This window comes from Streptomyces sp. NPDC036813, assembly GCF_055609245.1.
Map to the genome: position 1 here is coordinate 89,396 of NZ_JBVJPV010000004.1, position 22,352 is coordinate 111,747.

At 70.0% G+C, this 22,352-nt stretch carries 17 protein-coding genes; 12 read left to right on the plus strand and 5 right to left on the minus strand.

Translation table 11 applies throughout. The features are described 5' to 3' along the window. Positions 1-125 precede the first annotated feature (125 nt). Together ACZ67Q_RS10440 and ACZ67Q_RS10445 are read left to right on the plus strand one after the other, a co-directional pair. Complete coding sequence (locus tag ACZ67Q_RS10440; RefSeq protein WP_471179170.1) at positions 126-3,227, plus strand: efflux RND transporter permease subunit; 3,102 nt, start codon at positions 126-128, stop codon at positions 3,225-3,227. 78 nt (positions 3,228-3,305) lie between these two features. Then, positions 3,306-5,504: a protein kinase domain-containing protein gene (locus tag ACZ67Q_RS10445; RefSeq protein ID WP_471179173.1), complete on the plus strand. Its 2,199-nt coding sequence runs from the start codon at positions 3,306-3,308 to the stop codon at positions 5,502-5,504. Between the two features lie 19 nt (positions 5,505-5,523). Here ACZ67Q_RS10445 and nadA read toward each other — a convergent pair whose 3' ends face one another. Continuing rightward, entirely contained in the window at positions 5,524-6,708 is a 1,185-nt protein-coding gene (nadA, locus tag ACZ67Q_RS10450; RefSeq protein ID WP_471179176.1) for a quinolinate synthase NadA, read from the minus strand. A 270-nt stretch (positions 6,709-6,978) separates the two neighbouring features. Between nadA and erpA the strand changes: the two genes are divergently transcribed. Then, positions 6,979-7,335 carry an iron-sulfur cluster insertion protein ErpA gene (gene erpA, locus ACZ67Q_RS10455; protein WP_009188190.1) on the plus strand — a complete coding sequence of 119 codons (357 nt, stop codon included), beginning with the start codon at positions 6,979-6,981 and terminating at the stop codon, positions 7,333-7,335. A gap of 71 nt (positions 7,336-7,406) precedes the next feature. Here the strand turns inward: erpA and ACZ67Q_RS10460 are convergent, their stop codons facing one another. Then, the gene (locus ACZ67Q_RS10460) at positions 7,407-8,969 is read right to left on the minus strand and encodes a hypothetical protein (protein ID WP_471179178.1); all 1,563 of its coding nucleotides are present in this window, start codon (positions 8,967-8,969) and stop codon (positions 7,407-7,409) included. 173 nt (positions 8,970-9,142) lie between these two features. Further along, positions 9,143-9,352, minus strand: coding sequence for a hypothetical protein (locus tag ACZ67Q_RS10465; RefSeq protein WP_471179181.1), 210 nt, complete (start codon positions 9,350-9,352; stop codon positions 9,143-9,145). 130 nt (positions 9,353-9,482) lie between these two features. On the opposite strand from ACZ67Q_RS10465, the gene ACZ67Q_RS10470 reads away from it, so the two are divergent. Next, entirely contained in the window at positions 9,483-10,457 is a 975-nt protein-coding gene (locus ACZ67Q_RS10470) for a carbohydrate kinase family protein (RefSeq protein WP_361632648.1), read from the plus strand. A 116-nt stretch (positions 10,458-10,573) separates the two neighbouring features. Here ACZ67Q_RS10470 and ACZ67Q_RS10475 read toward each other — a convergent pair whose 3' ends face one another. Next, entirely contained in the window at positions 10,574-11,953 is a 1,380-nt protein-coding gene (locus ACZ67Q_RS10475) for an aminotransferase class V-fold PLP-dependent enzyme (protein WP_471179184.1), read from the minus strand. Between the two features lie 281 nt (positions 11,954-12,234). Here ACZ67Q_RS10475 and ctaC point away from each other — a divergent pair, with 281 nt between their 5' ends. The 4 genes from ctaC to ACZ67Q_RS10495 all read left to right on the plus strand — a co-directional run bounded on the left by ctaC (position 12,235) and on the right by ACZ67Q_RS10495 (position 16,737). After that, a complete protein-coding gene (ctaC, locus tag ACZ67Q_RS10480; RefSeq protein WP_471179186.1) occupies positions 12,235-13,194 on the plus strand; it encodes an aa3-type cytochrome oxidase subunit II in 960 nt (319 codons plus the stop codon). Further along, positions 13,191-14,930 carry an aa3-type cytochrome oxidase subunit I gene (gene ctaD, locus ACZ67Q_RS10485; RefSeq protein ID WP_471179189.1) on the plus strand — a complete coding sequence of 580 codons (1,740 nt, stop codon included), beginning with the start codon at positions 13,191-13,193 and terminating at the stop codon, positions 14,928-14,930. Before ctaC ends, ctaD begins: the two co-directional genes overlap by 4 nt. Continuing rightward, positions 14,927-15,325 carry a cytochrome c oxidase subunit 4 gene (locus ACZ67Q_RS10490; protein WP_471179191.1) on the plus strand — a complete coding sequence of 133 codons (399 nt, stop codon included), beginning with the start codon at positions 14,927-14,929 and terminating at the stop codon, positions 15,323-15,325. The genes ctaD and ACZ67Q_RS10490 overlap by 4 nt, the downstream gene beginning before the upstream one ends. 152 nt (positions 15,326-15,477) lie before the next feature. Then, entirely contained in the window at positions 15,478-16,737 is a 1,260-nt protein-coding gene (locus tag ACZ67Q_RS10495) for a L,D-transpeptidase (protein ID WP_471179194.1), read from the plus strand. A 102-nt stretch (positions 16,738-16,839) separates the two neighbouring features. On the opposite strand, the gene ACZ67Q_RS10500 is transcribed toward ACZ67Q_RS10495, so the two are convergent. After that, complete coding sequence (locus tag ACZ67Q_RS10500) at positions 16,840-17,241, minus strand: response regulator (RefSeq protein WP_471179196.1); 402 nt, start codon at positions 17,239-17,241, stop codon at positions 16,840-16,842. A 179-nt stretch (positions 17,242-17,420) separates the two neighbouring features. On the opposite strand from ACZ67Q_RS10500, the gene ctaE reads away from it, so the two are divergent. The 4 genes from ctaE to qcrB all read left to right on the plus strand — a co-directional run bounded on the left by ctaE (position 17,421) and on the right by qcrB (position 21,621). Next, positions 17,421-18,041, plus strand: a complete 621-nt coding sequence (gene ctaE, locus ACZ67Q_RS10505) for an aa3-type cytochrome oxidase subunit III (RefSeq protein ID WP_361632662.1) — start codon at positions 17,421-17,423, stop codon at positions 18,039-18,041. 78 nt (positions 18,042-18,119) lie between these two features. Then, entirely contained in the window at positions 18,120-18,932 is an 813-nt protein-coding gene (qcrC, locus tag ACZ67Q_RS10510) for a cytochrome bc1 complex diheme cytochrome c subunit (protein WP_471179199.1), read from the plus strand. Further along, a complete protein-coding gene (gene qcrA, locus ACZ67Q_RS10515; protein WP_471179201.1) occupies positions 18,929-19,987 on the plus strand; it encodes a cytochrome bc1 complex Rieske iron-sulfur subunit in 1,059 nt (352 codons plus the stop codon). The genes qcrC and qcrA overlap by 4 nt, the downstream gene beginning before the upstream one ends. After that, the gene (qcrB, locus tag ACZ67Q_RS10520) at positions 19,984-21,621 is read left to right on the plus strand and encodes a cytochrome bc1 complex cytochrome b subunit (protein ID WP_471179203.1); all 1,638 of its coding nucleotides are present in this window, start codon (positions 19,984-19,986) and stop codon (positions 21,619-21,621) included. The genes qcrA and qcrB overlap by 4 nt, the downstream gene beginning before the upstream one ends. Positions 21,622-22,352 lie beyond the last annotated feature (731 nt).

A 22,352-nucleotide genomic window follows, 5' to 3' on the forward strand; every position in this document is an offset into this window, starting at 1 on the left:
ATAAGGAAACGGGACCTGCGGCCTACGGAAGTGCACCCGGGCATGCCACAAGGTGAGAGGGCCACGCTTCTGCCGCTCGCAGAAGCCACCGCTTCTGCCGCTCACAGAAGGAAGACCCTGACGCCATGTCCTGGCTGTCCCGATTCAGCCTGGCACAACGTGCCCTGATAGGCCTGATGTCCCTCATCGCGCTCGTGTTCGGCGCGATCGCCATCCCGCAGCTGAAACAGCAGCTCCTGCCCACCATCGAACTGCCGATGGTCTCCATCATCGCTCCCTACCAGGGCGCCTCCCCGGACGTCGTCGAGAAGCAGGTCGTCGAGCCGATCGAGGACCGCCTCGACGCCGTCGACGGCATCACCGGCGTCACCTCCAAGGCCGGCGAGGGCAACGCCGTGATCATGGCGTCCTTCGACTACGGCAACGACACCAAGCGGATCGTCGCCGACGTCCAGCAGGCCGTGAACCGCGCCCGCGTCCAGCTCCCGGACGCCGTCGACCCGCAGGTCGTCGCGGGCTCCACCGACGACATGCCGGCCGTCGTCCTCGCCGTCACCTCCGGCAAGGACCAGCAGGCCCTCGCCGACCAGCTCGACAAGACGGTCGTACCGGCGCTGAAGGACATCGACGGCGTCGGCCAGGTCACCGTCAGCGGCGTGCGCGATCTCCGGGTCGCCGTCACCCCGGACGAGGCCAAGCTGGCCGCGGCGGGTCTGACCGTGCAGTCCCTCGCCCAGGCCCTCCAGGGCGGCGGCGCGGCGATGCCGGCCGGTGCCTTCGACGAGGGCGGCCACAACCGCACCGTCCAGGTCGGCGGCGGCTTCACTTCCCTGGAGCAGATCCAGAATCTGACGATCCCCGCCCGGGACGGTCACCGGGCGGCCCGGCTCGGCGACGTGGCGACGGTGAAGCAGCAGGAGGCCCCGGCGGACTCCATCACCCGCACCGACGGCAAGCCCAGCCTCGCCGTGATGGCGACCATGGACCACGACGGCAGCGCGGTGGCGATCTCCGACGCGGTCAACGACAAGCTCCCGGACCTGCGCAAGGACCTCGGCAAGGACGCGACGATCACCGTCGTCAGCGACCAGGGCCCGGCGGTGTCCAAGTCCATCTCCGGCCTGACCACCGAGGGCGCGCTCGGCCTGCTCTTCGCGGTCCTCGTGATCCTGGTCTTCCTGGCGTCGATCCGCTCCACCCTGGTCACCGCGGTCAGCATCCCGCTGTCCGTCGTCCTTGCGCTGATCGTGCTGTGGACGCGCGACCTGTCCCTGAACATGCTCACCCTGGGCGCGCTGACCATCGCCATCGGCCGGGTCGTCGACGACTCGATCGTGGTCCTGGAGAACATCAAGCGCCACCTCGGCTACGGCGAGGAGCGCCAGGACGCGATCCTGAACGCGGTGCGCGAGGTCGCGGGCGCGGTCACCTCCTCCACCCTCACCACGGTCGCCGTGTTCCTGCCGATCGGCCTGGTCGGCGGCATGGTGGGCGCCCTGTTCGGCTCGTTCAGCATCACGGTGACGGCCGCCCTGCTGGCCTCGCTCGTGGTCTCGCTGACGGTCGTACCGGTCCTGTCGTTCTGGTTCCTGCGCGCCCCGAAGGGCACGCCCGAGGACGCCGAGGAGGCCCGCCGCAAGGCCGAGGAGAAGGAGGCGAACAGCCGCCTGCAGCGCTTCTACGTCCCCGTCCTGCGTTTCGCCACCCGCCGCCGCCTCACCAGCGTGGCCATCGCCGTCGTCGTCCTCGTCGCCACCTTCGGCATGGCGCCGCTGCTGAAGACGAACTTCTTCGACTCCGGCGACCAGAAGGTCCTCACCCTCAAGCAGAAGCTGCAGCCGGGCACCAGCCTGGCCGCGACCGACGCGCAGGCGAGGAAGGTCGAGCAACTGCTGGCCTCCACCCGGGGCGTCAAGGACTACCAGGTCACCATCGGCTCCTCCGGGTTCATGGCGGCCTTCGGCGGCGGCACCGACAGCAACCAGGCCTCCTACCAGGTCATGCTGGAGGACTCCGCGACCTACGACGACGTGCAGGACCGCATCGAGGCCGGTTTGAAGAAGCTCGACGGCATCGGTTCGACCACCGTGTCCGCCGGAGACGGCTTCGGCAGCCAGGACCTCAGCGTGGTCGTCAAGGCCGCCGACGGCGGTGTCCTGCGCACCGCCGCGGAACAGGTCCGCAAGACCGTCGCGTCGCTGGACGACGTCACGGACGTCACCAGCGACCTCTCGCAGAGCGTGCCGCGCATCTCGGTGAAGGCGAACGCCAAGGCGGCCGCGGCCGGCTTCGACGACCAGACGCTGGGCACCGCGGTCGGGCAGGCCGTGCGCGGTACCCCGGCGGCGAAGGCGGTGCTGGACGACACCGAGCGCGACGTCGTCATCACCTCCGCCAAGCCGGCGCGGACGCTGGACGAGCTGCGCAACCTGCGCCTCGGCCCGGTGAAGCTCGGTGACATCGCCGATGTGAAGCTGGTGGACGGACCCGTCTCCATGACCCGGATCGACGGTCAGCGCGCGGCGACCATCACCGCCAAGCCGACCGCCGACAACACCGGCGCGGTCAGCGCGGACCTCCAGTCGAAGATCAAGGCGCTGAAGCTCCCGGCGGGTGCGACGGCCGAGATCGGCGGCGTGACGCAGGACCAGGACGACGCGTTCAAGAACCTCGGCCTGGCCATGCTCGCGGCGATCGCGATCGTCTTCATGCTGCTGGTCGCGACGTTCCGCTCGCTGGCCCAGCCGCTGATCCTTCTGGTGTCCATCCCGTTCGCGGCCACCGGCGCGCTCGGCCTGCTGGTCGCCACCGGCACCCCGATGGGCGTCCCCGCGATGATCGGCATGCTGATGCTGATCGGCATCGTGGTGACGAACGCGATCGTCCTGATCGACCTGATCAACCAGTACCGCGGCCAGGGCTACGGCGTCGTCGAGGCCGTGATCGAGGGCGGCCGCCACCGCCTGCGCCCCATCCTGATGACGGCACTGGCGACGATCTTCGCTCTGCTCCCGATGGCCCTCGGCGTCACCGGCGAGGGCGGCTTCATCGCCCAGCCGCTCGCCGTGGTCGTCATCGGCGGCCTGATCACCTCCACCCTGCTGACCCTCCTCCTCGTCCCGACGCTCTACGCGATGCTGGAGCTCCGCAAGGAGCGCCGTGCGAAGAAGCGCGCCGCGAAGCGGGAGGCCGAGCCGCAGGAGAAGCTGGAGCCGGCCGGGGTCTGACCCCGGGCCTTCGCCACGGCACCGCTGCCTATCCTGTGACCCTGTACTGCTGAACGGGGGAAGGGGAGTGGGGGAGCGGTGCCGCTGCGCAAGGACGACCCCAGGTCGGTGGGTGGGTACCGGATCGTCGACCGGCTCGGGGCGGGCGGCATGGGTGTCGTCTACCGCGGCCGGTCGCGCTCGGGCCGTGAGGTCGCCGTCAAGGTGGTGCACGCCCAGTACGCCGCGGACGGCGTGTTCCGGGCCCGTTTCCGGCAGGAGATCGCCGCTGTCCGCAAGGTGAGCGGCGCGTTCACGGCGCCCGTGGTGGACGCCGACCCGGAGGCCGCGCGGCCGTGGATGGCCACGCAGTACGTGCCGGGGCCGTCGCTGGCCTCGCTGATCCGCGGTCAGGGCGCGATCGTGGGACCCGCGTTGCGGAATCTGGCTCTGGGGCTGGTTGAGGCGCTGCGGGACATCCACCGCGCCGGAGTGGTGCACCGCGACCTCAAGCCCGGCAACGTCCTGATGGCCGACGACGGGCCCCGGGTCATCGACTTCGGCATCTCCCGGGCCGCGGGCGACCAGACGCTGACCGAGACCGGGCATCTGATGGGCACCCCGCCGTTCATGTCGCCGGAGCAGCTCACGGACGCCCGCTCGGTGGGCCCGGCCTCCGACGTCTTCTCGCTCGGCGCGCTGCTGGTGTTCGCGGTGACCGGGCGCGGCCCCTTCGACACGGACAGCCCGTATCTGACGGCGTACCGGGTGATGCACGAGGAGCCGGAGCTGGGCGCCGTACCGCACCCGCTGCGGGACGTGCTGGCCCGCTGCCTGGCCAAGGAGCCGGCCGACCGGCCCGGACTGGACGTCCTCGCCCGGGAGTTCGCCGTCCTGCTGCCCGAGGAGGCGGCGGACGACCGGCTCACGATGAACCTGGGCCGTCCGCCGGCTCCGGAGGCCGGGGGCGAGCGCCCGCGGCGCCGTGGCCGTGCGCTGCCGGTGACGGCCGCCACCATCGGCACGGCCGGCCTCGCACTCACGGCGTATCTGCTGTGGGGAGGCGCCGACGGCACCGAGCGCACCGCCGCCCAGCCGCCCGCGACGGCGTCGCCGGCCGCGCGCTGGGGGACGGTGCCGCGGGGCTGGCATCCGTGGAGGACGAGTCTTGACGACCCCCCCACGGCCGGTGACGACGGGTCCCGGATGAGCAGCGGCGGGATGATGGACGCGGGGTCCTGCCGGGCGAGCGGGGGCGACGTCTACTGCGGTGGGTCCGCGGTCCGCCCCAAGCGGATCGACGGCCGCACCGGCGCGATCCGCTGGCGGGCCGCCCTGCCGGAGGGGCTGCCCCTCAACCGCTACGAGTCCCATGTGCTCGGCGTGCGGGACGGGGCCGTGGTGACGGTGCAGACCGTCAGCAGCGCGTCGCAGAGCCCCACCGTCACCAAGGTCGTGGGACTGGACACGCGCACCGGCCGGCAGCTGTGGTCACGCGTGGTGACCGCCGACGACGTCGGGCCGGCCATGTCCGCCGGTCTGGTGCTCATCCCGGAGGGCGACGGCCGCACGGTGACGGCGCGCTCGCCCCGGGACGGCAGCAGGCGGTGGACGCTGACCCTGCCGGCGAGTGACCACTGCACCCTGCGCGACGTGGAGGGCAGGCCCTACGCGCAGTGCGGCAGTTACGGACCCGGGGACGGACAGCTCGTCGTCGTCGACCCGGCCGACGGCTCGGCACGCCGTCTGCGCACGCCCTCCGGCCGGGCGACCCTGATGGGCACGGTCTCGGGACGGCTGCTCCTCGCCGAGTACGAGGAGGACGCGGCCGCCGGCCCCACCTCCGACGTGTCCTGGACCCGCTTCGTGCTGGTGGATCCGGTCACCGGGGCGCGTACGTCGGTCAAGGCGGCCGAGGAGTACCGGGGCGGGCTGACGCTGGCGGACGGCAGGCTCTACGTCGCCGGGTCCACCGGCAGGGTCACCGCGGTGTCGCCCGGGACCGGCCGGCGCCTGTGGCAGACCACGACGACGCTGCAGCAACCGGGGAACGCCTTGGCCGACGAGCGGACCGGCACCCTGTATCTGGCCAGCGCGAACGGGCGGGTGGCCGCCCTGGACGCGCGCGGTGGCGCCTTGCTGTGGGAGTCCTCCGCGCAGGCGGACCGCGTCGACAGCGAGGGCTGGACCGAGCCCGGGGCGGTGATGAACGACGGCGCCCTGGTCGTCGACACCCCGGACGGGACCGTGTTCTCCCTCGACCCGGCTCACCCCGACCGCAGGTCCGCGGCGGGGTGAGCCGGACCGTGGGCGCCGGCTACGGCAGCGCCAGCATCCGCTCCAGCGCCAGCTTCGCGAACGCCTCGGTCTCCTTGTCGACCTCGATGCGGTTGACGAGCTTGCCGTCGGCGAGGGACTCCAGGGCCCACACGAGGTGCGGCAGGTCGATGCGGTTCATCGTGGAGCAGAAGCAGACCGTCCGGTCGAGGAAGACGATCTCCTTGCCCTCGGGGGCGAAACGGTTCGCCAGGCGGCGGACCAGGTTCAGCTCCGTGCCGATGGCCCACTTGGAGCCGGCCGGGGCGGCCTCCAGCGTCTTGATGATGTACTCCGTCGAGCCGACGTAGTCCGCCGCGGCCACGACCTCGTGCCGGCACTCGGGGTGGACGAGCACGTTCACGCCGGGCACCCGCTCGCGCACGTCGTTGACCGAGTCCAGGCTGAAGCGGCCGTGCACCGAGCAGTGGCCCCGCCACAGGATCATCTTCGCCGCGCGCAGCTCCTCGGTGGTCAGCCCGCCGTTCGGCTTGTGCGGGTTGTAGAGGACGCAGTCGTCCAGCGACATGCCCATGTCCCGCACCGCGGTGTTGCGCCCGAGGTGCTGGTCCGGCAGGAACAGGACCTTGTCCCCCTGCTCGAACGCCCACTCCAGAGCCCGCTGCGCGTTGGACGAGGTGCAGATCGTGCCGCCGTGCTTGCCGGTGAAGGCCTTGATGTCGGCGGAGGAGTTCATGTACGAGACGGGCACCACCTGCTCGGCGATCCCGGCCTCGGTCAGCACGTCCCAGCACTCGGCCACCTGCTCGGCCGTCGCCATGTCGGCCATCGAGCAGCCGGCGGCGAGGTCGGGCAGGACGACCTTCTGGTCGTCGGAGGTGAGGATGTCCGCGGACTCCGCCATGAAGTGCACACCGCAGAACACGATGTACTCGGCCTCCGGCCGGGCGGCGGCGTCGCGGGCCAGCTTGAAGGAGTCGCCCGTGACGTCCGCGAACTGGATCACCTCGTCCCGCTGGTAGTGGTGACCGAGCACGAAGACCTTGTCGCCGAGCTTCTCCTTGGCCGCGCGGGCGCGCTCGACCAGGTCGGGGTCGGACGGCGACGGCAGGTCACCGGGGCACTCGACGCCCCGCTCGCTCTTCGGGTCGGCCTCGCGGCCGAGCAGCAGCAGGGCGAGCGGACTCGGCTGCACGTCGAGCTCCGGGGTCTGGGCGGTGGTCACGACACGCACCCTTTCTACTTTTCGTCTAACTGACGCTATATATCATAACGGCTTCACGTCAGTTTGACGATGGCCCTCATGTCGATGTGACGTGAATCCCGATGCCCGGGTGTCCTCTCCCGCCGCAGGCTGCTGTGCGCTCACCGGCGCGTGTGCGAGCATGAAAAAGAGCCGAGGACGAAAGAACCGGGGACGTCCCGGAATGAATCCGTGGCCCTGCCGGTTGCACACGTCGGCAAGCAGTCTCCGTACAACCTTGGAGAGATGTAGATGTCCGTATCGGACGAGACCAGCACCGTGACCGACGGCATCGTCCTGACCGACGCCGCCGCGTCCAAGGTCAAGGCCCTGCTCGACCAGGAAGGCCGTGACGACCTCGCCCTGCGCGTCGCCGTCCAGCCCGGCGGCTGCTCCGGCCTGCGTTACCAGCTCTTCTTCGACGAGCGGTCCCTCGACGGCGACGTGGTCAAGGACTTCGGCGGGGTCAAGGTCGTCACCGACCGGATGAGCGCCCCGTACCTCGGCGGCGCCACCATCGACTTCGTGGACACCATCGAGAAGCAGGGCTTCACGATCGACAACCCGAACGCGACCGGCTCCTGCGCCTGCGGCGACTCCTTCAGCTGAGCCACGCCGCACAGCCGACACGGCGGAAGGCGGCGACCCCCACCCGGGGTCGCCGCCTTCCGCCGTACCGGTCACCGCGGGTCGGCCGGCAGCCGTGCCCCCACCTTCTGCAGCGGAATGCCGTGGCCGTCCGGCCCGACCACCCTGCGGTCGCCCAGCGGCTCCTTCAGCTGCACCGTGCGGTGGTAGAACTTCGCGATCATCGGGCAGATCTTGTCCTTCCACGGATGCGCGGTCACCGTGACCACCACCCGGTCGGCGCTCTCCCGCGCCGTCACGTCGTACGAGGCGCACACACCGCCCGTGAACGTCACCGTCAGCTCCCTGCCCTCGGCCGTGTAGCCCTCGGCCCGCACGCCGTACGGCGCCGGGGCCGAGTCGTTCGCGGGCCCCGTCGGCCGGGGGCTGGGCCGTCCGGTCGGCTCACCGGGCGGCGCCGACGGCGGCGTCGACGGCCGGGCCGAGGTCAGGTACTTCGGGTCGAGCGCCGGATACGTCACCGTGAAGTCGTCCTTGGCGCCCGGCGGCCGCACCTCGAACAGCCAGGACGGGACCAGCACCTGCCGCCCCGCGGAGTAGTGCGTGGCCAGCCCGAACACCGCCTTGCGCACGGTGATCACCTCCCGCTGCCCCGCGCCCGAGGACCGCCCGCAGGGCGCCTCCAGCCGGTCCTTCAGCGGTACGGGACTGGCGCAGCCGCCGATGCCCATCCGGTGCTCGGTGCTCGTCCCCGGCGCCGCGTTCATCAGTGCCAGCGTCCGCTCCGCGCTCAGCACGGGATACGTGTCGGCCTTGACCGGCGTGCGCAGCATCCCGCTGCCGCCGACCACCTGCCCGTGTGCGTCGACGATCACCCCGGTCGTCCAGCCGTAGGTGGGCAGCCCGCCGATCTCCGGGTCGGCGTTCACCGCCCGGCGCACACCCATCACCTGGCTCGCGTCCAGCTTCGCGTCGTCCTGGCCCACCGCCTTCAGCACCGGCGCGGCCGCCTTCTCGGCCACCGCCACGCTCACCGGGTCCCCGGCGGTCTCGGCCGGGCCCGGTGCGCACACGGAGCCCTTGCAGTTGTCGGTGCCCGGCGCGAACCGGGTGAACGTCCACGTCCCCGGCGCCTGCCGGTTCACCTGCAGCATCGGCCCGGCGCCGTCCTTGCCGGTGCCCACCCGCCAGGTCTGCCCCTCGGCCACCGGCGCCCCGTCCACGCCGAGCGCCTTCGCCAGTCGGGCCACGTCCGCGCGGGACACCTCGCCCGTCGCCCGGTACGCCGGCGACGATCGGGGCCCCTCGGGCAGCTTGCCGCCGGCCCGGTAGGTCACGCCGTACGGATTCGGCTCCCCGGGCGCGATCCCGTTCGTCCCGCCCGGACCCGTGGACCCCGGACCCGTACCGCCCGCGTAGTCGTCGAGCGCAAGGGGCGTCGGCGAGCCGTTCTTGCCCGACGCCCCGGCCCCCGGTGAGCCGCCGGCGGCGTTCGCCGCGAGATACGCCCCGCCGCCCCCGACCAGCAGCACGGCGGCCGCCACGGAGGCGACGGCCAGCGGAGACCGCCGGCGCGCGGCGCCCCGCTCACCGGCACTCCCGTGCTCCTCGGGCCCGGCCGGTGCGTCGTCGTTGTCGGGTCGCTCGGTGTTCACCGCATCGCTCCTTCGGCTGCGCAGCTGTCCCTCAACCCTGACCAGGCCCTGTCAAATGTGCCTGCCGGAGGGTCGTATCACCCGTCCCCTTTCCGGGGGACAGCGATGGGACGCAGCAGGGGAGCGTACGGTTCCCTTCCGTACGCCGAACCGGTCGCGCGACCCGCGCGCGGTCAGTCGCCGTAGTCCGACATCGCCTCCAGCAGCCTGGCGGAGGTGTCCGGAACCCGCACGCCGTGGATGTGCGACGGCGGTACCGGACGGGGCGCTTCCCGCTCGGGGACCGCCCAGTGCGGAGCCATCCGGGCGCTGTCACCGATCAGCGAGGCCAGGCCGCCCTCCGGGTCGGCGGGCGCGGTCCGCGGGAACTCGAGGTTCGTCATAGCGGAACCGTAGGCACCGGCCGGGCTGCCGGGAAAGATCTACTATCGGGTAGTTTCGTCCACTGCGCAGCCGGCCCTCCAGCGGGTAGCGTGAACTGTCAATCCCCCTCCACACAGGAGCGTCCACGCCGTGCGCATCGCAGTCACCGGCTCCATCGCCACCGACCACCTCATGACCTTCCCCGGCCGCTTCGCCGACCAGTTCGTCGCGGACCAGCTGCACACGGTCTCCCTCTCCTTCCTGGTCGACCAGCTGGACGTACGGCGCGGAGGGGTCGGCGCGAACATCGCCTTCGGCATGGGCCAGCTCGGTACCCGGCCCGTCCTCGTCGGCGCCGCCGGGGCCGACTTCGACGAGTACCGGGCCTGGCTGGACCGGCACGGCGTAGACACCGGCTCCGTCCGCATCTCCGAGACGCTGCACACGGCCCGCTTCGTGTGCACCACGGACGCCGACCACAACCAGATCGGCTCCTTCTACACCGGCGCCATGAGCGAGGCCCGCCTCATCGAGCTCAAGACGGTCGCCGACCGCGTCGGCGGCCTCGACCTCGTCCTGATCGGCGCCGACGACCCCGAGGCGATGCTGCGCCACACGGAGGAGTGCCGCTCCCGCGCGATCCCCTTCGCCGCCGACTTCTCCCAGCAGATCGCCCGGATGAGCGGCGACGAGATCCGGATACTGCTGGACGGCGCGACGTACCTGTTCTCCAACGAGTACGAGAAGGGCCTCATCGAGAACAAGACCGGCTGGAGCGACGAGGAGATCCTCTCCCGCGTCGGCCACCGCGTCACCACGCTCGGCGCGCGCGGCGTGCGCATCGAGAAGGCCGGCGAGGACGCGATCGAGGTCGGCTGCCCGGAGGAGGACCGCAAGGCCGACCCGACGGGTGTCGGCGACGCCTTCCGGGCGGGCTTCCTGTCGGGTCTGGTGTGGGGCGTGTCCCTGGAGCGGGCGGCGCAGGTGGGTTGCATGCTGGCGACCCTCGTCATCGAGACGGTGGGGACGCAGGAGTACCAGCTGCGGCGCGGCCACTTCATGGAGCGGTTCACCAAGGCGTACGGCGACGAGGCCGCCTCGGAGGTCCAGAAGCACCTCTCCTGAGACCCCGGGCGGCTGCTGGTCCGGCCCCGGGTCCGGCGCTGCCGGGCGCGCGGGCGTGGGGCTGGTCGCGCGTGCGGCGGAGCCGCGGATCGACACAGCCCCGCGCCCCGCGTGCCTCACCTGATCCGGCGCACCAGGTAGGCCGTCCCCCTCTCCGCCGGCTCCTCGCCCGCGTACTCCTGACCGCGCATCTCGCACCACGCCGGGATGTCCAGGCGGGCCGCCTCGTCGTCGGAGAGGACTCGGACCGTGCCGCCCACCGGCACGGTGCCGATGACCTTGGCCAGCTCGATCACCGGCAGGGGGCAGCGCTTGCCGAGGGCGTCCACGACCAGTTCGTCCTCGCTCCCCACCGCCGCGGCCGGCGTCGGCGCCCCGAGCTGCTCCCGTACGCCCGCCACCGCCTCCGGCAGCACCTGGAGGAACCGCTCGACATCCTCCTCCGGCGTCCCCGGGGGCAGCGACACCCGGACGTTGCCCTCGCTCAGCACGCCCATCGCCTTCAGGACGTGGCTCGGCGTCAGCGTGCTCGACGTACAGGACGAACCGGACGAGACGGAGAAACCCGCCCGGTCCAGCGCGTGCAGCAGCGCCTCACCGTCGACATAGAGACAGGAGAAGGTGACGATGTGCGGCAGCCGCCGCTCCGCGTCGCCGACCACCTCCACGTCCGGCACCAGTTGCGGCACCGCCGCCCGGATCCGCCGCGTCAGCTCCCGCAGCCGTACCGCCTCCTGGGCCGCCTCGGCGCGCACGGCCCGCAGGGAGGCCGCCGCCGCCACGATCGCCGGGATGTTCTCGAAGCCGGCCGCCCGCCCCGACTCCCGCTCGTCCACCGGCCCTTGCACCGCGAACCGCACCCCCTTGCGCACGGCGAGCAACCCCACCCCCGACGGCCCGCCCCACTTGTGCGCGCTCGCCGCCAGCAGCGACCAGTCACTCCCGACGGGTCCCCACGCCAGCGACTGGGCCGCGTCCACCAGCAACGGCACCCCGGCCGCCCGGCACGCCGCGGCCACCTCGGCGACCGGCTGCACGGTCCCCACCTCGTGGTTGGCCGCCTGCAGACAGGCCAGCGCGGTGTCCTCCCGCAGGGCGGCGGCGAACGCGGAAGCGTCCACCCGGCCGCCCCGGTCCACGCCCACCTCGGTCACCGTGCCCCCGTCCGCCTGGTGCGCCTCGGCCGAATGGAGGACAGAGGAGTGTTCGACAGCCGACACGATCAGGTGACGTCCGATGCGCCGCCGCCCGGCCAGCGCCCCGGCGACACCGGTATGAACGGCCCGGGTCCCCGACGAGGTGAACACCAGCTCATCGGCCCGGCACCCCACGACCTCGGCAGCCGCCTCCCGAGAGGCGTCCAACAGCATCCGGGCCCTGCGCCCTTCCTTGTACAGCCGAGCAGGATCCGCCCACCCCTCATCCAGAGAGGCCAACAACGCCTGACGAGCAACGGGGTGGAGAGGAGCGCCGGAAGCAGCGTCGAAGTAGCCCATACGGCAACGTTAAAACCCCGGGAGGGCAGCCGACTCAAGGGGCGCGGGGCTGTGCACATAGCGGCTCCGCCGCGGGGCGCGACCAGCCCCGACGGGCCCGCAGCCGCCAATCCAGCGAACCACCCCCTTCACTAGGCACCCCTCCCCGCGAACCCTCGGAGAGCGTCGGCTAGGGTTTGGTCCGCATAAACATCCAAACCCCTGCCCGACGCAGGGCGGCGACCGACCAGCGAGAAGGCCGCAGCCGAACAGCGCGGGCGAGACTCTCGGGAAGGCGCTACGTGAGTCCCAACGGCTCCGACCGCTCGCCGCGGCGCCCGATGCGGCGGAAGCTGCTGCAGGCACTGACCGCGGGCCTGGTCCTGGCGACCGCAACCGGTTGCACATACAAGGACTTCCCCCGCCTTGGTATGCCCACCCCGACCACGGAAGAGGCTCCGCGGATCCTCTCCCTGTGGCAGGGTTCCTGGGCTGCCGCGCTCGCCGTTGGCGTGCTGGTGTGGGGTCTGATTCTGTGGAGTGCTTTCTTCCACCGGCGCAGCCGCACCAAGATCGAGGTTCCTCCGCAGACCCGCTACAACCTCCCCATCGAGGCCCTGTACACGGTCGTTCCGATCCTCATCGTCTCGGTGCTGTTCTACTTCACCGCCCGCGACGAGTCGAAGCTGCTCAGCCTCGACAAGAAGCCCGACGTCACGGTCAACGTGGTCGGCTTCCAGTGGAGCTGGTGCTTCAACTACATCGAGAGCGTCAACGGTTCCTCCGGTGACGCCAAGACCGCCCCGGAACTCAACGCGATCCCGGAGCGGTTCACCAAGGCGTTCCCGGCGGGCGCCGGCGGCGTCTACGACTGCGGTGTCCCGGGCACCCGGAACCCGCAGACGAACAACCCCGGTCCGACCCTCTGGCTCCCCAAGGGCAAGACGGTCCGGTTCGTCCTCACGTCGCGGGACGTCATCCACTCGTTCTGGGTGCTGCCGTTCCTGATGAAGCAGGACGTCATCCCGGGCCACACCAACGCGTTCCAGGTGACCCCCAACGCGGAGGGCACCTTCCGGGGCAAGTGCGCCGAGCTCTGCGGCGTCGACCACTCCCGGATGCTGTTCAACGTGAAGGTCGTCTCTCCCGAGCGCTACGAGCAGCACCTGAAGGACCTCGTCAAGAAGGGGCAGACCGGTTACGTTCCCGCCGGCATCGCGCAGACGGGGCACGAGAAGAACCGGGAGTCGAACGTCCTGTGAGCATCGTCAACGAACCCCAGGGTGCCTCGGCGGCCGACAAGCCGTATTACGAGGACGAGCTGCCGGTGCGGCGCAAGCAGCCCGGCAACGTCGTGGTCAAGTGGCTCACCACCACCGACCACAAGACCATCGGAACGCTGTACCTGGTCACGTCGTTCGCGTTCTTCTGCATCGGTGGCGTCATGGCGCTGCTCATGCGCGCCGAGCTGGCGCGCCCGGGCCTGCAGATCATGTCGAACGAGCAGTTCAACCAGGCGTTCACGATGCACGGCACGATCATGCTGCTGATGTTCGCGACGCCGCTGTTCGCGGGCTTCGCCAACTGGATCATGCCGCTCCAGATCGGTGCCCCGGACGTCGCCTTCCCGCGGCTGAACATGTTCGCCTACTGGCTGTACCTGTTCGGCTCGACGATCGCCGTGGGTGGCTTCCTCACCCCGCAGGGTGCGGCCGACTTCGGCTGGTTCGCCTACTCCCCGCTGTCGGACGCGGTCCGCTCGCCGGGCATCGGCGCCGACATGTGGATCATGGGTCTGGCCTTCTCCGGCTTCGGCACCATCCTCGGCTCGGTCAACTTCATCACCACGATCATCTGCATGCGCGCTCCGGGCATGACGATGTTCCGCATGCCGATCTTCGTGTGGAACGTGCTGCTGACCGGTGTCCTGGTCCTGCTGGCCTTCCCGGTCCTCGCGGCCGCGCTGTTCGCCCTGGAGGCGGACCGCAAGTTCGGCGCCCACGTCTTCGACGCCACCAACGGCGGCGCACTGCTGTGGCAACACCTCTTCTGGTTCTTCGGGCACCCAGAGGTGTACATCATCGCCCTGCCGTTCTTCGGCATCATCTCCGAGGTCATCCCGGTCTTCTCGCGTAAGCCGATGTTCGGCTACATGGGTCTGATCGCGGCCACCATCGCGATCGCCGGTCTGTCCGTGACGGTGTGGGCGCACCACATGTACGTCACCGGCGGTGTGCTGCTGCCGTTCTTCTCCTTCATGACCTTCCTGATCGCGGTCCCGACCGGTGTGAAGTTCTTCAACTGGATCGGCACGATGTGGAAGGGCAGTCTGTCCTTCGAGACGCCGATGCTGTGGGCGACCGGCTTCCTGATCACCTTCACCTTCGGTGGTCTGACCGGTGTCATCCTGGCCGCGCCGCCGATGGACTTCCACGTCTCGGACTCGTACTTCGTGGTGGCGCACTTCCACTACGTCGTGTTCGGCACCGTCGTCTTCGCGATGTTCTCCGGCTTCCACTTCTGGTGGCCGAAGTTCACCGGCAAGATGCTCGACGAGCGCCTGGGCAAGATCACCTTCTGGCTGCTGTTCGTCGGTTTCCACGGCACCTTCCTGATCCAGCACTGGCTGGGCGCCGAGGGCATGCCGCGTCGTTACGCCGACTACCTGGCGGCGGACGGCTTCACCACCCTGAACACGATCTCGACGATCGCGTCCTTCGTGCTCGGCCTGTCGATCCTGCCCTTCCTCTACAACGTGTGGAAGACGGCCAAGTACGGCAAGCCGGTCGGCGTCGACGACCCGTGGGGCTACGGCCGCTCCCTGGAGTGGGCCACCTCCTGCCCGCCGCCGCGGCACAACTTCCTCACCCTGCCGCGGATCCGCAGCGAATCCCCGGCGTTCGACCTGCACCACCCGGAGATCGCCGAGCTCGACCAGCTGGCGCACGCCGGCCACGGTGAGAAGGCCATCGCGGGCGGCAAGGAGGCCGGCAAGTGAAGATCCAGGGCAAGATGTTCATCTGGCTCAGCGCCTTCATGCTGATCATGGCCATCGTGTATGGCGTGTGGTCGAAGGAGCCGGCCGGTACCACCGCACTCTTCCTGGCCTTCGGCCTGTCCATCATGATCGGCTTCTACCTCGGCTTCACGGCCAAGCGGGTCGACACCGGTGCGCAGGACAACAAGGAGGCCGACGTCGCGGACGACGCGGGTGAGCTGGGCTTCTTCAGCCCGCACAGCTGGCAGCCGCTCGCCCTCGGCATCGGCGGTGCGATCGCCTTCCTCGGCGTAGCGGTCGGCTGGTGGCTGCTGTACTTCTCCGTCCCGATCATCCTGATCGGCATCTGGGGCTGGGTCTTCGAGTACTACCGCGGTGAGAACCGCACCCAGTAACACGCGCTGAACGCCGCTGAGCCCGGACACTCCTCACGGAGCGTCCGGGCTCACGCGTTCACAGGGGTCCGCGTGTCCGTTCGCCGTAATCCATGTCACTCGGGAGAGTGACCCCGCGCGCCGCCATTGACGAAGCTTCCTAGCGTGAAGTCATGAGCACGCCTTCCCGCCCCCGCACAGCCGTCGGCTGCACGCTGCTGGTGATCGCCCTGAGCGCGGCCGCCACAGCCTGCGGCTCGGACGGCAACCCGCTCGCCGACCGCCCCTACGACGCGGCCGACCAGATCGCCTTCAACGGCCCCTCAGGGGACGGGAAGAAGGCCGACCCGGACAAGCCCCTGGAAGTCACCGCCGAGGACGACGACCGGATCACGGACGTCACCGCCGTGGACGCCACAGGACGCTTCGTGGCGGGCGAACTCTCGGCCGACGGCACCCGCTGGCACAGCACCGAGCCGCTGGCCGCCAACGCCCACTACACGGTCCGGGTGAGTACCGAGGACGACGACGGCGCCCCCGGGCGCAAGGTCCTCACCTTCGACACCGGCAAGCCCACGTCGAAGAAGACACTCACCGTGAAGTTCGGCCCCAAGTCCGGCACCTACGGCGTGGGACAGCCCATCACCGCCGAGCTGAGCCAGCCCATCAAGGACAAGAACCAGCGGGCCGTCGTCGAACGCGCCCTGAAGGTGACCTCCACCCCCGCGGTGCAGGGCTCCTGGTACTGGGTCGACGACAAGCAGCTCCACTTCCGGCCCGAGGAGTACTGGCCCGCCCACGCCACCATCGAGGTGCGCAGCAACCTGGACGGCATCAAGATCGGCGACCGCCTGTGGGGCGGCAAGTCCGCCTCGGTGAAGCTCTCCACGGGCGACCGGGTCATCGCGGTCACGGACGCCGCGGCGCACACGCTGACGTACTACAAGAACGGTGAGGAGGTCGAACAGTTCCCCGTCACCACCGGCAAGCCCGGCTTCGACACCCGTAACGGCGTCAAGGTCGTCCTGGGCAAGGAGTACTTCGTACGGATGCGCGGCACCACCATCGGCATCGCCGAGGGCAGCGCGGACTCCTACGACCTGCCGGTCTACTACGCCACCCGGGTGACCTGGAGCGGCGAGTACGTCCACGCCGCCCCGTGGTCCGTCGGCTCCCAGGGCTACGCCAACGTCTCCCACGGCTGCACCGGCATGAGCACCGCCAACGCCGAGTGGTTCTTCGACCACGTCCGCGAGGGCGACGTCGTCCAGGTCGTGAACTCGGCCGGCGAGACGATGGAACCCTTCGGCAACGGCTTCGGCGACTGGAACCTGGACTGGAAGAAGTGGCGCACAGGCAGCGCCGTCGCGGCCGTGAAGAGCAACACGACGGTCACGCAGGATGCGGCAAGGCTCCAGCCCAGGGCCCTGTGACCCATTTCAGGGGCGGGGCCGGGTCGATATACGGCTCCGCCGCGTGGGCGCGACCGGCCACGAGCGGCCCGCAGTCGCGCAACGACCTCGCGCCCCGAGCCGCTAGGCGCTCTGCAACCGCTCCTGCCGCAGCAGGGAAGCCAGCGCCCCGGCGAACTCCACCGGCTCCACCGGCAGCGCCACCGCCGCATCCGCCCGGCTCCACGTCGCCAGCCAGGCGTCCTGGGGCCGTGCGATCAGCACCAGCACCGGCGGGCACTGGAAGATCTCGTCCTTGAGCTGCCGGCACATCCCCATGCCGCCCATCGGCACGGCCTCGCCGTCCAGCACACAGGCGTCGATGCCGCCCTTGTCCATCTCCCGCAGGACCGCCTCGGGCGTCGCGCACTCGATGAACTCCACCACCGGGGCGTCCGGCGCGGGCCGCCGCCCGGTCGCGAGCCGTACCTGCTCCCGCGTGTTGGAGTCGTCGCTGTAGACCAGCACCGTGGCGGTCGGCCGCATGGTTCCTCCGAGACGTCAGCGTCGTAAGAGACAAGCCCGTTGCGGCGGATGCTACTCCCTCGCGCAGCCCGTCAACACCTGTTGGAACACCTCTGCGATGGGCCATCCGGGCAGTACACACGCGGGGAACACTCCGAACGGCACCCCCCGGAGTGAGGGCGGGATAAGCGACCGACATAATGTCGGTCGTGGCGACAGCAACGACAGTAGATACCGGGCACGCGCACCCGTCGGTCAATCGGCCGAACCTCACCAGCGTCGGAACCATCATCTGGCTGAGTTCCGAGCTGATGTTCTTCGCGGCCCTCTTCGCGATGTACTTCACCCTGCGTTCGGTGACGGGTGCCGATCACTGGAAGGAGATGGCGCATGCCCTGAACGTGCCCTTCTCCGCGACGAACACCACGATCCTGGTGCTCTCCTCCCTCACCTGCCAGCTCGGCGTGTTCGCGGCCGAGCGCGGGGATGTGAAGAAGCTCCGGGGCTGGTTCATCGTCACCTTCATCATGGGTGCGATCTTCATCGGCGGTCAGATCTACGAGTACACCGAGCTGGTGAAGAAGGACGGCATCTCGCTGTCCTCGGACCCGTACGGTTCGGTGTTCTACCTGACCACCGGCTTCCACGGCCTGCACGTGACGGGCGGTCTCATCGCCTTCCTGCTGGTCCTCGGCCGTACCTACGCGGCCAAGAGGTTCACGCACGAGCAGGCGACCGCCGCCATCGTCGTGTCCTACTACTGGCACTTCGTCGATGTCGTCTGGATCGGCCTCTTCGCCACGATCTACCTGATCAAGTAGCGAGAAGATCCCACGCGCGTTCTCGCAACGCACCACCCAGAAGCATCGACGCTGAAGATCCTGACACCGGGGTAATCCGTGAAAAAGCTTTCCGCACGACGACGCCATCCGCTGGCGGCGGTCGTCGTCCTACTCCTCGCGCTGGCGGCCACGGGGGGTCTGTACGCCGCGTTCGCGCCCGCGGGCAAGGCGCAGGCCGACGACTCCTCCCAGTCCCTCGCCATCGACGAGGGCAAGAAGCTCTACACCGTGGGCTGCGCCAGCTGCCACGGCACCGGCGGTCAGGGCTCCTCCGACGGTCCGAGCCTGGTCGGCGTGGGCGCCGCCGCGGTCGACTTCCAGGTGGGCACCGGCCGTATGCCGGCCTCCACCTCGCAGATGGCCCAGATCCCGCGCAAGAAGAACATCTACACGCAGGCCCAGATCGACCAGATCGCGGCCTACGTGGCCTCGCTCGGCGCCGGCCCGGCCGTCCCGACGAAGCAGCAGTACGGCCCGGAGGGCGCGGACATCGCCAAGGGTGGCGAGCTGTTCCGCACCAACTGCGCGCAGTGCCACAACTTCACCGGCAAGGGCGGCGCGCTGACGAACGGCAAGTACGCCCCGACGCTCGAAGGTGTGGACCCCAAGCACATCTACGAGGCCATGCAGACGGGCCCGCAGAACATGCCGTCGTTCCCCGACACCACCATGTCGGAGCAGAACAAGAAGGACATCATCGCGTACCTGCACGCGGTCAACGGCAGCGATACGACGAACCCGGGTGGTCTCGAGCTGGGCGGCCTCGGGCCGGTCAGTGAGGGTCTGTTCGCCTGGATCTTCGGCCTCGGCGCCCTGATCGCGGTCGCCGTCTGGGTCGCCGCTCGGACCGCAAAGGCCAAGAAGTCATGAGTAGCCAAGACATTCCAGAAGAGAACCTGCCCGCAGAGCAGGCCCACGCGCACGGCGCGGTAGGCGTCGCTGACGGCGAGAACCCGTTCACCGACCCCGGCCTGCCGCCCCACGAGCACCGGATCCAGGACATCGACGAGCGGGCCGCCAAGCGGTCCGAGCGTGTGGTCGCCCTGCTGTTCACGGTGTCGATGCTGGCCACCCTCGGCTTCATCGCCGCGTACGTGACGATCCCGCATCACAAGTCGATCTTCGTCTTCCCGATCGGCCACCTCAGCGCGATGAACTTCGCGCTGGGTCTGACCCTCGGCACGGCGCTGTTCTGCATCGGCGCGGGCGCGGTCCACTGGGCCCGCACCCTGATGTCCGACGTGGAGGTCGCCGACGAGCGTCACCCCATCGAGGCCACCCCGGAGGTCCGGGCGAAGGTCCACGCGGACTTCCGCCAGGGCGCCAAGGAGTCGGCGCTGGGCCGGCGCAAGCTGATCCGCAACACGATGTTCGGCGCGCTGACCCTGGTCCCGCTGTCGGGCCTGTTCCTGCTGCGCGACCTCGGTCCGCTGCCCGGGACGAGCCTGCGTCACACGCTGTGGTCCAAGGGCAAGCTCCTCGTCAACGTGAACACGAACGAGCCGCTGCGTCCCGAGGACGTCGCGGTCGGTTCGCTCACCTTCGCCAAGCCCGAGGGCCTGGAGGAGCACGACGAGGACTTCCAGACCGAGATCGCCAAGGCGGCCCTGATGATCGTCCGGCTCCAGCCGGAGAACATCAAGGACAAGCGTGAGCTGGAGTGGTCGCACGACGGCATCGTGGCGTACTCCAAGATCTGCACCCACGTCGGTTGCCCGATCTCGCTGTACGAGCAGCAGACGCACCACGTGCTGTGCCCCTGCCACCAGTCCACCTTCGACCTGTCCGACGGTGCCCGTGTGATCTTCGGTCCCGCTGGTCACGCCCTGCCGCAGCTGCGCATCGGTGTGAACGACGAGGGCTACCTCGAGGCGCTCGGCGACTTCGAAGAGCCCGTCGGTCCTGCTTTCTGGGAGCGCGGATGAGTACTGCAGCGAACGAAGCACCCCGCTCTCGCGGGAAGGCACCGGCCGGCGAGCGCGTCGCCGACTGGGCCGACGGCCGGCTGGGGATCTACTCCCTCGCCAAGTCGAACATGCGCAAGATCTTCCCCGACCACTGGTCGTTCATGTTGGGCGAAGTGTGCATGTACAGCTTCCTCATCATCATTCTGACGGGTGTCTATCTGACGCTGTTCTTCCACCCGTCGATGAACGAGGTCGAGTACCACGGCACGTATGTCCCGTTGCAGGGACAGATGATGTCCGAGGCGTTCAGGTCGACCCTGCACATCTCCTTCGACGTGCGCGGTGGTCTGCTGATCCGGCAGATCCACCACTGGGCCGCGCTGATCTTCCTCGCGGGCATGTTCGTGCACATGATGCGCGTGTTCTTCACGGGCGCGTTCCGCAAGCCGCGTGAGGTCAACTGGCTGTTCGGCTTCCTGCTGTTCGTCCTGGGCATGTTCACCGGCTTCACCGGTTACTCGCTCCCGGACGACCTGCTCTCCGGCACCGGTGTCCGCTTCATGGAGGGCGCGATCCTGTCCGTGCCGATCGTCGGCACGTACCTGTCGTTCTTCCTCTTCGGCGGCGAGTTCCCGGGCGGCGACTTCGTGGCCCGCTTCTACTCGATCCACATCCTGCTGCTGCCGGGCATCATGCTGGGCCTGATGGTGGCCCACCTGATCCTGGTCTTCTACCACAAGCACACCCAGTTCGCGGGTCCCGGCAAGACGAACAAGAACGTCGTCGGCATGCCGCTGCTTCCGGTGTACATGGCGAAGGCGGGCGGCTTCTTCTTCCTGGTCTTCGGTGTCATCGCGGTCATCTCCGCGGTCGCGCAGATCAACCCGATCTGGGCCATGGGCCCCTACCGGCCGGACCAGGTGTCCACGGGCGCCCAGCCCGACTGGTACATGGGCTTCTCCGAGGGTCTGATCCGCTTCATGCCGGGCTGGGAGATCAACTTCTGGGGTCACACGCTGGTCCTCGGTGTGTTCATCCCGCTGGTGATCTTCCCGCTGGTCCTGGTGGCGATCGCGGTCTACCCGTTCATCGAGGCCTGGGTCACCGGTGACAAGCGCGAGCACCACATCCTGGACCGCCCGCGCAACGCCCCGACGCGTACGGGTCTCGGCGTCGCCTGGATGACGGTGTACCTGACCCTGCTGATCGGTGGCGGCAACGACCTGTGGGCCACGCACTTCCACCTGTCGATCAACGCGGTCACCTGGTTCGTGCGGATCTTCGTCTTCGTCGGACCGGTCCTCGCGTTCCTGATCACCAAGCGGATCTGCCTCGGCCTGCAGCGCCGGGACAAGGAGAAGGTGCTGCACGGTCGCGAGACCGGCACCATCAAGCGCCTGCCGCACGGTGAGTTCATCGAGGTCCACGAGCCCCTCAGCCAGGAGGCGCTGCACACCCTCACAGCGCACGAGCAGTACCAGCCGCTCGAGATCGGCCCCACGGTCGACGAGAACGGTGTCGAGCGCAAGCTGAAGGGCGGCGAGAAGCTGCGCGCCAAGCTCAGCGAGGCGTACTTCGGTGAGGAGTCGCAGATTCCGAAGCCGACCGCCGAGGAGTACAGGGAGATCACGAGCGGCCACGGCCACCACTGATCGCTGCGTCAGCCACGCCACGGTCGAAGGGCCCCGTCCGGTGTTCGGACGGGGCCCTTCGCCGTGCCCGGGGCCGCCGTGCCGGGTTGCCTGTCCGGAGGTCGCCTACCCGGCGGGTCGCCGTGCCCGGCGAGCAGCCCTGCCCGGGGGCCGCCGTGCCCGGCGGGTCGCCTTGCCCGGTCGGGCTTCGAGGTGTCGGGCCGGGATGAGGGGGCCGGTGACGTAGTGGGGTCGGTCGCGGGTTCGGGGCGAGGGGGCGTCGGCCCGTCCTGCCGCCCGTGGTGCAGGCCCCGTCCGGTGATGGGACGGGGCCCTTCGCCGTGCCCGGGGGTCGCCGTGCCCGGCCAGTAGCCGTGCCTGGCGGTTAGCCCTGCCCAGGGGGTCACCGTGCCCGGCGGGTTGCTCTGCCGGGGCCTCGCTTGCCCGGCGGGTTGCCTTGCCCGGTCCGGCTTCGAGGTGCCGGGCCGGGACAGAGGGGGCGGTGACGTAGTGGGGTCGGCCGTGGGTTCGCAGCGAGGGGGGCGACGGCCATTTTGCGCCCGTGGTGCAGGCCCCGTCCGGGGTTCGGACGGGGCCCTTCGCCGTGCCCGGGGGGCGCCGTGCCCGGGGGGTAGCCCTGCCCGGGGGGCGCCGTGCCCGGCGGGTGGCCCCGCCCGGGGGTCGCCTGCCCGGCAGGTTGCTCTGCCGGGGCCTCGCTTGCCCGGCGGGTTGCCTTGCCCGGTCCGGCTTCG